This window comes from Dehalogenimonas sp. 4OHTPN (assembly GCF_040448695.1).
Taxonomy (GTDB): Bacteria; Chloroflexota; Dehalococcoidia; order Dehalococcoidales; family Dehalococcoidaceae; genus Dehalogenimonas.
Genome location: NZ_CP159307.1, coordinates 1,326,607 through 1,340,530 on the forward strand (window position 1 = coordinate 1,326,607; position 13,924 = coordinate 1,340,530).

The 13,924-nt window shown below is 53.2% G+C and carries 12 protein-coding genes; 1 reads left to right on the top strand and 11 read right to left on the bottom strand.

Going from position 1 to position 13,924, the window contains the following annotated elements; genetic code table 11:
* Nucleotides 1-70: 70 nt before the first annotated feature.
* From ABV300_RS06880 to ABV300_RS06900, 5 genes are all read right to left on the bottom strand, one after another.
* Nucleotides 71-1,489 carry an MFS transporter gene (locus tag ABV300_RS06880; protein ID WP_353714140.1) on the bottom strand — a complete coding sequence of 473 codons (1,419 nt, stop codon included), beginning with the start codon at nt 1,487-1,489 and terminating at the stop codon, nt 71-73.
* Nucleotides 1,490-1,545: 56 nt separating this feature from the next.
* Nucleotides 1,546-1,986: a universal stress protein gene (locus tag ABV300_RS06885; RefSeq protein WP_353714141.1), complete on the bottom strand. Its 441-nt coding sequence runs from the start codon at nt 1,984-1,986 to the stop codon at nt 1,546-1,548.
* A gap of 67 nt (nt 1,987-2,053) precedes the next feature.
* Nucleotides 2,054-2,650 carry a hypothetical protein gene (locus tag ABV300_RS06890; RefSeq protein WP_353714142.1) on the bottom strand — a complete coding sequence of 199 codons (597 nt, stop codon included), beginning with the start codon at nt 2,648-2,650 and terminating at the stop codon, nt 2,054-2,056.
* Between the two features lie 189 nt (nt 2,651-2,839).
* The gene (locus tag ABV300_RS06895; protein ID WP_353714143.1) at nt 2,840-4,279 is read right to left on the bottom strand and encodes an MFS transporter; all 1,440 of its coding nucleotides are present in this window, start codon (nt 4,277-4,279) and stop codon (nt 2,840-2,842) included.
* 50 nt (nt 4,280-4,329) lie between these two features.
* Nucleotides 4,330-4,767: a universal stress protein gene (locus tag ABV300_RS06900; protein WP_353714144.1), complete on the bottom strand. Its 438-nt coding sequence runs from the start codon at nt 4,765-4,767 to the stop codon at nt 4,330-4,332.
* Between the two features lie 465 nt (nt 4,768-5,232).
* Here ABV300_RS06900 and ABV300_RS06905 point away from each other — a divergent pair, with 465 nt between their 5' ends.
* Nucleotides 5,233-5,772: an isochorismatase family protein gene (locus ABV300_RS06905; RefSeq protein ID WP_353714145.1), complete on the top strand. Its 540-nt coding sequence runs from the start codon at nt 5,233-5,235 to the stop codon at nt 5,770-5,772.
* 315 nt (nt 5,773-6,087) lie between these two features.
* Here the strand turns inward: ABV300_RS06905 and ABV300_RS06910 are convergent, their stop codons facing one another.
* The 6 genes from ABV300_RS06910 to ABV300_RS06935 all read right to left on the bottom strand — a co-directional run bounded on the left by ABV300_RS06910 (nt 6,088) and on the right by ABV300_RS06935 (nt 13,807).
* Nucleotides 6,088-7,431 carry a DUF4147 domain-containing protein gene (locus tag ABV300_RS06910; RefSeq protein WP_353714146.1) on the bottom strand — a complete coding sequence of 448 codons (1,344 nt, stop codon included), beginning with the start codon at nt 7,429-7,431 and terminating at the stop codon, nt 6,088-6,090.
* Nucleotides 7,432-7,501: 70 nt separating this feature from the next.
* Nucleotides 7,502-8,434 carry a substrate-binding domain-containing protein gene (locus ABV300_RS06915; RefSeq protein WP_353714147.1) on the bottom strand — a complete coding sequence of 311 codons (933 nt, stop codon included), beginning with the start codon at nt 8,432-8,434 and terminating at the stop codon, nt 7,502-7,504.
* Nucleotides 8,434-9,834: a reductive dehalogenase gene (locus ABV300_RS06920; protein WP_353714148.1), complete on the bottom strand. Its 1,401-nt coding sequence runs from the start codon at nt 9,832-9,834 to the stop codon at nt 8,434-8,436. Before ABV300_RS06920 ends, ABV300_RS06915 begins: the two co-directional genes overlap by 1 nt.
* A 211-nt stretch (nt 9,835-10,045) precedes the next feature.
* Nucleotides 10,046-11,560 carry a reductive dehalogenase gene (locus tag ABV300_RS06925; RefSeq protein WP_353714149.1) on the bottom strand — a complete coding sequence of 505 codons (1,515 nt, stop codon included), beginning with the start codon at nt 11,558-11,560 and terminating at the stop codon, nt 10,046-10,048.
* 127 nt (nt 11,561-11,687) lie between these two features.
* Nucleotides 11,688-12,266 carry a hypothetical protein gene (locus tag ABV300_RS06930; protein WP_353714150.1) on the bottom strand — a complete coding sequence of 193 codons (579 nt, stop codon included), beginning with the start codon at nt 12,264-12,266 and terminating at the stop codon, nt 11,688-11,690.
* Nucleotides 12,267-12,337: 71 nt separating this feature from the next.
* Nucleotides 12,338-13,807 carry a radical SAM protein gene (locus ABV300_RS06935; protein ID WP_353714151.1) on the bottom strand — a complete coding sequence of 490 codons (1,470 nt, stop codon included), beginning with the start codon at nt 13,805-13,807 and terminating at the stop codon, nt 12,338-12,340.
* Between the last annotated feature and the right edge of the window lie 117 nt (nt 13,808-13,924).

Below are 13,924 nucleotides of genomic sequence, written 5' to 3' on the forward strand. Positions count from 1 at the left end.
CAACCTCGAACTATAAAAAAGTTGAAGGGGCAGAGTACTGCCCCTTCAACCTGACAATGATATGGTGCCCTTAACGGGTGGTTTTTAGGTCGTGAGCCTTTTCTGCCTGGTGGGCGAAGGTTGTCGCCGCATCGGTGATATCGACATCCTTGGTTTCTCGAACGTAGATCATACCGACGACGAAGCACACAGCAGCCACAGCCATAGGCCACCACAGCCCAGCGAAGTTATTACCGGTAGCGTTAATCATCGCCAGGCCAAAGATCGGAACAAGGCCGCCGAAGACACCGTTCCCAATGTGGTATGGTAATGACATCGATGTATAGCGAATCTTAGTTGGGAAAAGTTCGACCAAGAAGGCAGCAATTGGCCCGTAAACCATTGTGACATATACCACCTGAATGAAAACCAGGAAGGTCAACGCCACCTGATTGTAACCGACATAGTCGAACAGGAAATACTGCCCTGGGTCTGTCGGTGCAAAAGCTGCCATGGCACCATAAATAGGATAGTAGGTCAAAACCGCCAGCAACATCCCGGCAAGCATGATTTTTTTACGGCCGATGCGATCAGACAACCAGCCGAAGAAGACGAATAATGGGGTTGCCATAAGTACGGCGGCGCCGACGATAAAGTTAGAATCTACCAAGTCAACGCTAAAAATCTTCTGGAGATAGAAAAGGGCATAAAACTGCCCGGTGTACCAGACGACACCTTGACCCATAGTTGCGCCGAACAAGGCAATCAGTACCCATTTGCGGTTGAACTTGTTGCCAAAACTTTCTTTCAGCGGATTCTTAGAAACCGTTTTGGTTGCTTTCATTTGAGTGAAGAGCGGGGATTCTTTTAGGGAGCGCCTGATCCACATAGACAGGAACACCAGGACAACAGACATCAAAAACGGGATGCGCCAGCCCCAGGCGCTGAAATCTTCAGAACCGAGAATCGTCCGGGTAGCTAAAATTACTCCCAGGGACATGAAGAGGCCGAGAGTAGCGGTGGTTTGGATCCATGAGGTATAAAAGCCGCGCTTCCCTTGGGGAGCATGTTCAGCAACAAAGGTTGCTGCACCGCCATACTGGCCGCCAAGAGCTAAACCCTGAAGCATACGAAGGCTAATAAGGATAATGCCGCCGGCGATAGGACCTATTACATCCTTAGTAGGAAGCAAGCCAACGCCCATGGTTGCGCCAGCCATAATGCTGATAGTAAGAATATACGTAAATTTTCGGCCGACGAGATCACCTATTCGGCCAAAAAAGATGGCGCCGAAAGGCCGGACCATGAAACCGATGGCGAAAGTGGACAGCCAGGCGATAAGGTTGCCGATATCAGACCCGGTGTCATAAAACTTGTTGGCCAGGGTGGTTGCGAGGCTGCCAAAGATGTAGAAGTCATACCATTCGATTACTGTGCCAGCAGATGATGCGAAAATTACCTTTCGGATGCTCTGCACGGTGTCAGAAGCGGCTTGTGCTAAGCTTGCCATATTCCCCCTTCAAAAATATTTGTGTATTTTGCGGTGCTACAGTTTTCGCGTAATGACTAGGAATCTCCAGCTCGAATCATCATCACGGGCACTTTGGAATGTCGGACCACGCGTTCGGCGACAGACCCGATCAACCAGCTGGCTGGCCAGTTACGGCCGTGCGTGGACATAGCGATGATATCAACTTTTAGCTCTTCGGCAATCTTCAGAATGGTGGTGGCAGGACCACCCTCTCGAAGGTGGCAGGATACTTTAAAGCCTGAAGCCCGGAGCTCGTCACAGATTTTGGTCATGTACTTGTTTGCTGCTTTCTCGTCTTCTGCGACTGTATAGCCAGCTATAGCCGGGTCTTCAAAAGCGAATTCCTGGGCGGGATTAGCAGCCACATTCAAAAGGGCAATTTCGGCCCCTTCTGAATATGCCAGTGCTTTGGCATGAGGCAAAACGCCTTCGGCTGTTTTGGATCCGTCAAGAGGGACTAATATTTTTTTATACATTCACTCTCCTTTAAAAATTATTGGAATTCAAATACCCGTTTTTACCTTCTGTTCAAGCTCGCCTCCTTCAAGAATTGCTCTCGCAATTTCTAGTTATCTCGGTAACCATTCCTTCGGGATCGTCCGCATGAAAATAAATCCAGCTCACCGGTTCCGTGTTTTTCCCCCACATCATCAACCTTAAAGGAGCTTTCAGTTCCAGTTTCATGCTGGTGGCACTCCCAATACTGAAACAAGCGGTTGACTCTGCCAACCCCAATTTCAACCCGTCACCAGTTTGCCCGAACCATTCTCGGCTGATCACCGCCGATTTGATTAGGCTGCAGTGGATTGTCGCCGAAGCAATAGCGCCGTACCTGAGCACTAAAGTATTGTTGGATATTTTATGTGGCAGAGCAATCATTGAGGCATATAAACTTGCTGTGTACACCAGCGCATAACCCAAAATCACCGCCATAACCCAAGTCAATGCCGGCCAAGGAATTACGATTGCTACGAGGAAAATACCAGCCGGGGCAATAAATACCATCATGAAGGTCAAAGGCATCGCCGAGGAACGACGGTGATAAGAGAAACTCCCCTGTACCACATGGAAGAGGCGACCAAGGAGCAACCGGGGTAAGTAGCCAATCATCCGAAAAACAACAGGAACCTTGCTGAACATAGTGAACAGAGTGTGGATGCCCCCTCAAAATTTGACCAGGTTTACCCTGAAAAATCCGCAATGAGCAAAACTTAGCGTCATATCATATATTAGAAAACACTTATGCGCAAGAATTCTTGGGTATTATTGAATATAAAAGCGTGAGGTATTACTACCTCACGCTTTTAAGGACGGAACTCGAATCCAGGATTACTCTTTTACAGGTGAACCACTGAGAGCTGCCTTAGCCTTCTCACCGGCTACCTGTCCCATCATGGAGATAGAGGTTGAAGCATCGGTGATGTCAACATCTTTGGTCTCTTTAACGAACAGCATGCCGACAACAAAACATATAGAGGCCACGCCCATCGGCCACCAGAGGCCGGCGAAGTTATTGCCAGTTGAGTTGATCAAGGCCAGGCCGAAGATCGGGACCAGTCCACCGAACACGCCGTTGCCGATATGGTATGGCAGCGACATTGAGGTATAGCGTATCTTGGTCGGGAACAACTCGACCAGGAAAGCGGCGATAGGTCCGTAAACCATGGTCACATAAATGACCTGAATGAAGATCAAAGCCATCAGAGCAGGCATATTGTAACCAATGTAGTCGAACAGGAAATACTGGCCGGGATCGGTCGGAGCGAAGGCGGCCATCAGCCCGTAGATGGGATAGTAGGTCACAACCGCCAGGAACATACCTGCCATCATGATCTTTTTGCGGCCGATCTTGTCGGACAGCCACCCGAAGAAGATGAAGAACGGGGTAGCAAGCAGCAGCGCGACGCCTATGATGACATTAGAGTCGACAAGCGTCACTCCGAAAATCTTCTGCAGGTAGAAAAGCGCGTAGAACTGACCGGTGTACCAGACTACGCCCTGGCCCATGGTGGCGCCGAATAAAGCCAGAGCCACCCATTTCAGGTTGTAAGGATTGGCAAAGCTTTCTTTCAGCGGGTTCTTGGAAACGGTTTTGGTATCCTTGAGTTTCTGGAACAGCGGAGATTCGCGCAAAGACAACCGTATCCAGATAGAGATGGCGATCAGGAAGATGGAAACCAGAAACGGTACCCGCCAGCCCCAGGCGCCGAAATCTTCGGTGCCGACAATGAGGCGAGTGGCCAGGATAACGCCCAGGGACAAGAACAAACCGAGGGTGGCTGTCGTCTGGATCCACGAGGTGTAAAAGCCTCGTTTGCCGGGGGGAGTGTGTTCAGCGATGTACGTTGCGGCGCCGCCGTACTCGCCGCCAAGAGCCAGACCCTGCAGAATGCGAAGGGTGATAAGAATGATGCCGGCGAAATCGCCAAGGGTTTCACGGGTTGGCAGCAGGCCGACGGCGAAAGTGGCCAAGCCCATGATGGACATCGTAACAAGGAAGGTGAATTTCCGGCCGATCAGGTCACCGATGCGTCCGAAGAACACAGCGCCGAACGGGCGGACAATGAAGCCGATGGCAAAGGTGGCGAGCCAGGCGATGATGTCGCCAACTTCGGTGCCGGTATTATAGAATTTGCCGGAGATTGTAGTTGCCAACGAGCCGAAGATGTAAAAGTCGTACCATTCGATCATGGTACCTGAGGACGAGGCAAAGATGACTTTCTTCAAGCTTTGAGCGCCGTTTTTAGCGGTATCAACTATGCTTGCCATGAAACCTCCCTTCTCCTAATTCAATACTGATTGGTGCCGGGTATCTTGGATTATTCAATTGCCCGGATCATCATGACCGGGATTTTGGAATGACGGACCACGCGTTCGGCCACGCTGCCTATCAGCCAGCTGGCCGGCCAACCGCGTCCATGGGTTGACATAGCGATGACATCGGCTTTAAGTTCTTCTGCCATCTTCAGAATGGTGGTTGCAGGTCCGCCTTCCCTCAGGTGACAGGTAACTTTAAACCCGGCGGTTTTTAGCTCATCACAGACTTTGGTCATGTATTTGTTGGCGCTTTTTTCACCCTCGGCGACGGTGTAGCCGGCGATTGCCGGATCCTCGAAGGCAAACTCTTGAGCGGGATTTGCTGCAACATTCAGCAAAGCGATTTCAGCTCCTTCGGCATAAGCAAGCGCTTTTGCATGAGGCAGCACGCCTTCAGCGGTCTTGGATCCGTCGAGCGGAACCAAAATTCTTTTGTACATCCTTCCCCACCTTTCGGTATTTATTACTGGATTACGGGTTGAAGCTTGTTTCTCAAGTTCGAGAGAGGTGAGATGCCATTTCTGGCTGGAATATCCCAATTTGTCGACCTTTGAAGGCTCCTAACCCTCTGCAAACTGGAATGCGGATATCATACAGGGTACTAGTACCTAATTGCAAGGGCATTAGCATAAGATATTTACTATTTTTCTTATTTGTGTACTTTCTTTCTTATTACTAATATTTTTTCCTCTGTACTTACCACCTTTTCGCTCATATATCCATACTTTTCATCCATACGGGCATTGAATATCTGCTCTGTCTCTAGTCAAAGGAAATGTATATTTTTTTACGTAAAGTAACTGATTTGCCGGTACTGGTTGGTTCGGCGACAAGTTTCAGGTGAGTGTTTACCAGAACCCACGGTTTCGGGTAACATGAGGTGGATACAGACTCAGGGGAAAAGCATGCTTAATATAGAAAATTCGCTCCTGCTAATCATAGATGTGCAGGAAAAACTGTTTCGGGTCATCAATGAAAGGGATATTCTACTCTCAAATCTCCTGAAACTCCTCAAAGGAATCAATATTCTCAACGTACCGATTATTTACACCGAACAGAACCCGGCCGGCCTCGGTAAAACTCTGCCAGAAATAACAGAACTCATCTCTAGTGCGGGGGCGCCGGTGAAGTTCAGCTTTAGCTGCTGCGGTGACACCGAAATATTGAAACAGATCAAGGACTCGAAGCGTAACCAGATACTGGTTTGCGGTATTGAAGCCCATATCTGTGTTTATCAGACTTCTCTCGATCTGCTGTCCGGGGGGTACGAGGTGCATCTGGTTAGCGATTGCGTTTCCTCGCGCGCACCCCAAAATCGCGAGTTGGCGCTCCGGAGACTTGAAAGGGAAGGTGTGAAAGTTGCCGGGGTTGAAATGGCGCTGTTTGAACTGCTTCAAACAGCGAAAGCGCCGCAATTCAAAGCTATCAGCGCTTTAGTAAAATGAACAATCCCCGATAAGACTGACAGAGAGTTTTTATATTCGGGATTCCTTGGTGGGTGTGGTCGAGGGGCCGGGCACGGATTCTTTTTCCGCGGTGAACGGGGAATATCCGGTACCCAGCGGTTTGCCATCCTGGGTTATCAGAAGGCCGGCGCCGCAGCGGGTACACGACTGGTGGCGCGGAAACTGAAGCCCCCAGCCGATACATTCATAACCGCAGTTTGGGCATTTCCCTTGAAGCATGAACTAATGATACACCAATGGTACGGGGAATAACAGATATTTTTGAAAAATAACACCGGTATTTAAACTTTGGTACTAGCCCCCGAGCAGGTACAAAACAAGGTCGCCGACATTGGTCCCGGTATCACCTGTCATTAACAGCGAATTCCCCAGGCGCTTAAATGCGGAATGACTATCAAAGCTTTCGGTGAATTCCGTTAGATTGAGACCGAGGCGATTTGCCTGTTCCTGGGTGTTGGAATCAGCCATGGCACCGGCGACATCCGGCATGAAGTCAGAACCATCCGTACCGACAGATGCCACCAGCCACTCGCCGGGGATGGTTCTCAATTCCTGGAGAGCGACAAGCGCGTAGTGCTGGTTCCGGCCGCCGGCGCCGGCGGTTAACGGTACCACCGGCGCTGTTTCGCCGCCAAAAACAACGGTATTAAACTCATGATGCTTGCCACCAATGATATCGGCTACAGCCAGGCGCGCAGCGGAGGCAGTTTCCCCGGAAATATATGAAGGCGAAATCCAAACCCGGCGCCCAAGTTCCTTAGCGCGCGCTTTCATAGCCGCCAGAGCCAGTTGATTATCGGCAATTATAAAGTTACGGCAATTCGGGAGGGATTTTGGAGTATCTGGCACACCTCCATCCCTGCCCTTCATAAGGTGGTTTATCACCTTCGGCGGTATCCGCGCAACCAATTTGTGCCTGGAGATTACACCCAAAGCATCATCGAAAGTGGACGTATCCGCCGCCGTCAAACCAGAGGCTATAATGGACGGATCGTTGTCTGAAACGTCTGAAATTATCAGCGAAACCACTTGGGCGGGAAAAAAATGCCGCCCCAGGTTGCCGCCTTTGATCTTTGAGAGGTGTTTTCTTACGACATTGATTTCAGCGATGTCCGCCCCGGACTTAATCAGAATATCGACAGCTTGTTGTTTATCAGACAGGCTTATTTCTGAAGCAGGGCTGGACAGCAAAGCCGAACCGCCGCCTGAAATCAGGCAAACCACCAGATCTTCGCCGTTGATATTGAACCTGTCTCTGAAGCCTGGAATACGTCCAGCGGCCTGAACGCTGCGTTCATCGGGTATCGGATGCCCGGTATTGACTACTTCAACGAGACGTGTCGGATAGTTACCGCTTTTGCCGGCTACCAGACCCGCGCGAATATGGTCAGGAGAGATGATTTTTTCCAGAGAGACTGCCAAAGCCCCGGAGGCTTTACCGCCGCCGACAACGAATAGCCGGCCAGGGATTTGGAATCGGTGGCCGAGAATATCAAGCGTCCGGCTTGACGGATTGAAACTGAGAACCGAGGGCATGACCCGGTCCGGCTGAACGCTCCGGATGCCGGCTTCGATCAAGTCAATGGCAAGCCGCCGCAGAGGAGACAAACCCAGTTCTTCGCCGTTTTTGATTATCATCGGTTTCGCCTCAGGCAGGATTATAATCAAGGGGTGGAGCTTTGATACCTTGTGAGATTGGATGGGGATATTACGGGCCCAGGTTGGGGAAAAATAGTCTTAGATACCCGCCGAGCATAACCATGTCCTGACCCTGCTCGGATAGGCAGAAATCGATGAATTCTTTCACTAATCCAACCGGCTGGCCGTCTGTATAGTAATAAAGGGGGCGGTAGATGGGGAAGATTCCAGCCGAGGTGGTTTCCAAACAGGCTTTTGATGGCTCTTTACCGGCGGTGCGGGCAATCCAGGTCGGCGTCACTTCCTGAGTGACTATGTTGACCGGCGTGAAAAAAACGGCGAACGGGTTTTCAGCCACCAGGTCGTTGCCTTCTTCGGCCGACCTGACGAAGATTACATTTGATCCGAATTCGATGGTTTCATCCGCCGAAGGCAAGCCGTACAGCCGCAATACCTTCGCCTTAAAGAAATCATAAGCCGGGGTGCCAGGCGGCATGGCGTAAACGACTATAGGCTCGTCCAGCCCGCCAAGTTCCTTCCAGTTGACGATTCGGCCGCTGTAAATGCCGGATACCTGCTCCAGCGTCATCAACTCCACCGGATTCCATGGCCAGCGGATAACCGATAGCGCGTCCGAAGCAATTCGGATGCGATTTGATTCGATCCCGGACGCCGTTTCGGCACCGGCCGGTCCCAACCGCGGCATTGACTGGTATATCGCAGCGCCGCGGGACAAAGCGTCAATGCCGGAGGAAGCGTCCTCTACGACCGTTATAACCACCCCGGGATGCAGCTTCATGAATTCGGCCGCCCAAACCCGAGACAAGGGCGCCACCAGCGGGTCGCCGCTAATGGTAAAGGAGCCGGTAAGGTCACTGGATTGGTCAATATGTGGGGCGTCACCGGCGCCGGAATTATTGGAAGGGAGAAACGCCAGGATCATCAATGCCGCAGCCGGTATTATCAGCGGCAGCAAATATTTTTTACTGCTGAACTGCTTCATCACCAGTCTTTAACCCCAAATCCTTTCAACTCGTCGTAAGGCCACTTGGAAAGATCCCTCTGCCACCAGCCTTCACGTTCAGCGTCGCTTTTCTGCCACCCGTAACCGAAAGCCCGGTCCATGCCGGCAAAGAAACCATTTAGCGCCGGTGTCACTGCCGAAGCTGCTCTCACCAGGTTATGAATAGAAGCATCCGGAGGATGGTTGAAGGGGCAGGTCATCTGGCAGTTCGAACAGTCATGCGGCCCGCCCCACTCGGCACACTTCTGCCAGTGCTGATGAAAGCCTTTAAAGCCGCCGCGGTTCCATTGGCCCGCAACTTCCCATGAGGTGTCATCGTCCAGCGATAGGGCGCCCGGCGGGCATACCTCGGCGCAACGTTTGCAGGACTTGCAGAATTCAGTCACACCGGCATCAATCGGCCGGGTCGGCTGGAGCGGCAGGTCGGTTATCGCCCAATCAATGTAACGGATGGACAGGCCGTAATCCGGCGAGCAGCAGTAAGCGGTACGTCCCTGCTCCGCCAGTCCCGAGAACAGGCCGAAAGGCACATTAGCCCGCACTTCCGGCTGCAGCGCCAGGTACCCGAGACCGTGCAGGAAACCAGTGACATTCCAGCGTATCTGAGGAGCGTGCGAATACGAAGCGTTGCGCGAGGCCTGACCAAGTTCAAAGGTTTTGTTGCGGTCAGGCCCGGAATCATCCGTTCTCAAAGCATACTTTGACTGGGGGTAATTCTGCTTGGCAATCCAGGTGAGAATCCAGCGGCAGCGGCTGGGAATATGGTACACACCGGCGGAATCAATATAAGCAGCCGGGATATCTTCCCAGATGGTCGTACCGAGGTCGAACAGTCGCCTGGTATGCTCATTCACCTCAATAGCTCCGACCCGGGGGGCGCCGTAAAAATGTGCCGCCGCCCTCATCATCTGTAGATTGTCTTCCGGAGTCCCCTGCCAGGCCGGCAGACCGCGGTCGACCGGAGACGCGGTGCGGATATTGCCCTGCCAGCCGAGATGCTGCATATTAAAGTTGTCATAGGTGGCTTCATCCAGGGCGATGTCCCGGAGCGTGCCGCCAGGAGTGTTATTGGCAACGTCTCGAATATGCCGGGCGCTGCGTTCGTCAGCCTGCCTTTTCACCAGTGAAAGCGGCAGCATGTATAGCTTCCGGGTATCGTAAGGCTTGAACAGATCCCAATCTACAGGCGTGGTCAGGTCTTCAAAATCCCGGTCTTTCTGCCACCACTTGCGGTAGTGGTGGGTGTCTACCCCAGCGGCGAGTTCATCCAGGTCATGAACCAGCGGACTTCCAGCCGCGGCCAGCGACATACCGGCTCCGGCCAGGCCGAGACCTTTCATGAAATCACGCCTCGAGAGGTTTGAATGGAATTTGCTCATTGGATAACCGATTCTACGCGACCGATACTAACTCATAAAGACTTTATACTAACATTATGTAATATAAACGTTCGGCGGTCAATCCGCCATCATGCTTAGTTTCCATTAGGATAAGATTACCTTCCGAGTGAACTTTGTTTGTAGAATAGAGGCGGGCTTACGCCCGCCTCTATTCTTGTTTTCCGGGCTGGATGCTCCAGCTTGGAAAAGCTTATTTCCGGTAGCCGCCGTCGAAAGAGGTGACGGTCGAGTCCATGCCGAAGACCGGGAAGGAGCGATCCCACCATTCCTCAGCCTTGGGGGATCCACCCTCATGGGTGCCGGCACCATATTCGAATACCTCGCCCATGCGGAAGAAGAAGTTGTTGAGCGGGCCGAACTTAAGGTTGGAGATGGTGCCGCGGATGAGTTCGTGCACCATGGCGCCCTTGTTGGTGGTGAAGGTGCAGTTGCCCCAGCAGACGTTGCAGCCGTCAAGCTCGGTGCGCACCATACGGCAGGCGGCACCGTCAGACCAGAACTCCTTGGTGCCCTTGTTGTGCATGATGTTGGGCTTGCCGTTGATGTCCGGGATCTCCCAGGTCGGCTCTTTGGCGAAGGAGATACACTCGGCCGGGCAGGCGCGAGCGCACTTGCCGCAGTCGGCACAGAACTTGAACATGCCGGCATCGATAGGATGGGTCGGCGCGACCGGGATATCGGTGATGTAGGAGTGGATGCGGCCGATGGGACCCAGCTCAGGGGTCAGGCTGTAGACGTTGTTGCGGGACGATTCAGCCACGCCGGTTAGGTTAGCCACAGCGGCTTCGATGAACGGATAGTTGGAGTCGCCGCCGTCGCCGATCATCTGGTAGCCCATGTAGCGCAGGAAGTTGTAGACAGAGGGTTTCAGCGCGGTGGCTACAAAGTCCGAGCCGTTGAAACGGCCGCCCATGGCCGGTGCGGCGCGGGACATCTCGTGGGACATGTGCTCCCAGTGTACCAAGTGGTACATCTGATTCTTGCCGGGGACGGCGAGGGCGGTTGAAGTCTCATAGGCGGTATCAACAGTATTGTCGATGATGAACTTCTTCGCGGCGTTGTGCTTGACGTTAGTGCACAGCAGTTTCTCGCGGTCCAGTTCGGTGAATTCGCCGTAGCCGGAGATGGCGGCGCCGACGTACTTCTGGTAGGCGTTCAGCATGTGGCTGTTCTCTTCCGGGGTGCCGTTCCACTTGGGCTCGCCGCGGTCGGCGGGGGTGGCAACACCCTTGTAGACCGCGCCGCCGCCCTTGGTCCAGGTGCCGCTGGTGGAAGCGCCGGCCCAGGACTTGCTGACATAGGCGGACCAGGAGGTGGTCACAGCGGTCTTCAATGCCTGGCCGCGGTAAGTGTAACCGGGAGCCTGAGCCGCAATCTTAGCCTTGGCATACTCGGCGCCCTTAGCGGAAGCGGCATCAGCGCGGGCCTGCCCGTGATAGTAAGCCCACATTTCGGTCTGCTGCCCGGTATTGGTCGGGTTAACCCGCTTCATGACATCCCAGTCAACTTCAGTGGTCGGGTTGTGGGCTTCGCGCTCTTTGACCCACCAGGGGCGCTTCTGCATGACAGCGCCGGCGGAAATGAGTTCATCGACATCATGGAAGGCCGGGTTGACGGCCGCCATGGCGCCGACGCCGCCGGTCACCATCGCCATGACTTTCATGAACTCTCTGCGGCTGACGGTACTGTGAAACTTGTTCGACACTATTTTTTCTCCTTGATTCTTTTTTGCGACTTTGTTTTTGCGACTTGTTTACGACTTTGTATCCCTTGTTTGAACCTGCTGAATCTGTTCTCTTCTAGACAATCACCTCCTTAGAAACACACAGCGGTTAATCAGTATTGCCCAGGCCGACGCCGGTGCCGTCCAGGCCGTTGGCGCCGGTGGCTACCGGGTCGCCGATATTGGCTGAATGCAGCCGGGGGTAGCAGCTGAAAGTCACGTTCATGTGGGCGTTTTCAATGACCACCATACCGCTTTCATCCAGCCCGGCGACGATACCTCTGGCTTCAACCGTATCGGTCACCGCCAGGTACTGGAAGAATTCATCGCCGTTGGCCAGTTCGACCTTGATCTTTTCGGCCAGCGCCACAAACGGCGAGGCGATCTTGGCGGTTACTACCGTTCGGCGGACGAAAACTTCCTGACCGACATACTGCTGCCAGTTGGCGATCAGTTCGGCGTCGGTGACATCCACCCAGGTGATTTCCTCGACGATGGGCGTATCGTTGCCGCCCAGTTTGCCCCCGGTGGCGCCCGAGCCGAGGTCGACGGTGAAACCGTCACAGCCGGTCAGGGCGACCAGCATGGCCAGCCCGGCGATGCCCGTAGTCAACAGCGCCGGCTTGCCGCGGCGGCGCGGTTTGGCGGCGTCAACGCTCACCAGTTCCGCCCCAAGATAGTTACACATTGTGTCTACCGTGCCCTCCTTTTGATCGTTATTCCTTTTATCTCGTCCCGGCGGTCATTGCCACCGGAGATTCAGGTCTCTTTAGGAGTCAGTTTCGGGATGATCCTTTTTTTCCCCGGATTACGGCCGATGACCCGCTGGAATTTAACCAGCCAGGATTCGCGGCCATTGGCGGAGTCGAACAGAGCGTTCAGGTAGTTCTTGATAAGATAGGAAAGCGAGCCGAAAAATTGCCCCGGTTCCCGTATCGCCGTGATAAAATAGGCCGGGTTATGCCGCAGCATGAAACGGAAGCGGCGGGTGGCGAATGTGGCGCGGAAACTGGCCAGGGCGTCATCCATCATCTTGACCGGGACCTGCGACAGGTTGGCAGCGGTGGCATAATGAAGCTGGAAAGTGGACCAGCCTGCAAGCCTTTCGGGGACGCTGACCAGTTTTTCCGCCACGCAGCGATCAAATAGCACCGTCTTGGGATAGGGCACAAACTTCATGAACAGATACGGCGGGTTATCCAACCGTTTTATAAAATTGAGGGTTTCCTGGAAATCCGCGGCCGTTTCCGTCGGGAAGCCGTATTGAATGAAGAGCGTCGGGATAATCCGCTGGCGGACCAGGTTCCAGAAGGTCTTCTCAAATTCCTGCACGTTGCCCTTGGTCAGCAGGTCAAGGATCTTCTGGCTGCCGCTTTCGGCGCCGAGGATAACAGCGGTGCAGCCCGCCCTGGCCATCAATTTGGCTGTCTCTTCGTCAATCGTGCCGGAGATCTGGCAGTTCCACTTGAGTCTTAGTTTCTTGCCTATCATAATCCGGCAGAATTTGTGGAGCCGCTCCCGATTGATGCCGAAGTTGTCCCCGGTATACATCAGATAGTTGACGCCGGACTCTTTATGTATCCTTTCTGATTGGGCGGCGATGCGCTCGGCGGAAAGGTCAGCCACGTTGCCTTTATAGAAGCTGGCGTCGGCGCAGAAGGTGCAGGTATACGGGCAGCCGCGCGAGGTAATGATGGAGACATCCCAGTATTTTTTAGGATCGACAAGGTGCCAGGCCGGGTCGGGAAGCTCATCGAGAGCTTTGAGAAACGGGCGGGGTTCATTAATAACGATATCCTGGCCGTTCTTCCAGGCCAGACCTTTAATTTCCGATAACTGGCCTTCACCGTTTTCAAGATAGGCCGCCAGTTCAAGCAGGGTGTATTCCCCGGCGCCGATGACAACGTAATCGACATATTCTTCCTGAAGTGTCTGTTCCGGCAGGGCCGACGGGTGTCGGAAGCCCCACACTGTTTTGATGTTGGGGTATACCTTTTTGAACTCCAGGGCTTTCTTGATTGAGTCCGCGATGCACCCAGTGGAAACGGAGAAACCCACCAGGTCGGGATTAAAATCAGCGAAAGACTCCGCCGTTCGGTCACCCAGATTGGCGTCGTGCAGCATCACTTTGTGACCGCCCTTTTCCAGGACGGCGGCAATTGATAGCAATTCATCGGGGAACTTGGTGTACATGCCGTCGCGCAAAGGAATGCTCAGCAGGATTCTCATGGCACCTCTCAAGAACGATAGGGGCTCGCTGGATCCGGATATTGTCCCGGTGTTAAGCTGGTATTAACCATCATAATTCTAGTGTTGTCTTAGTTTAATCCTAATTTAATAAATGGG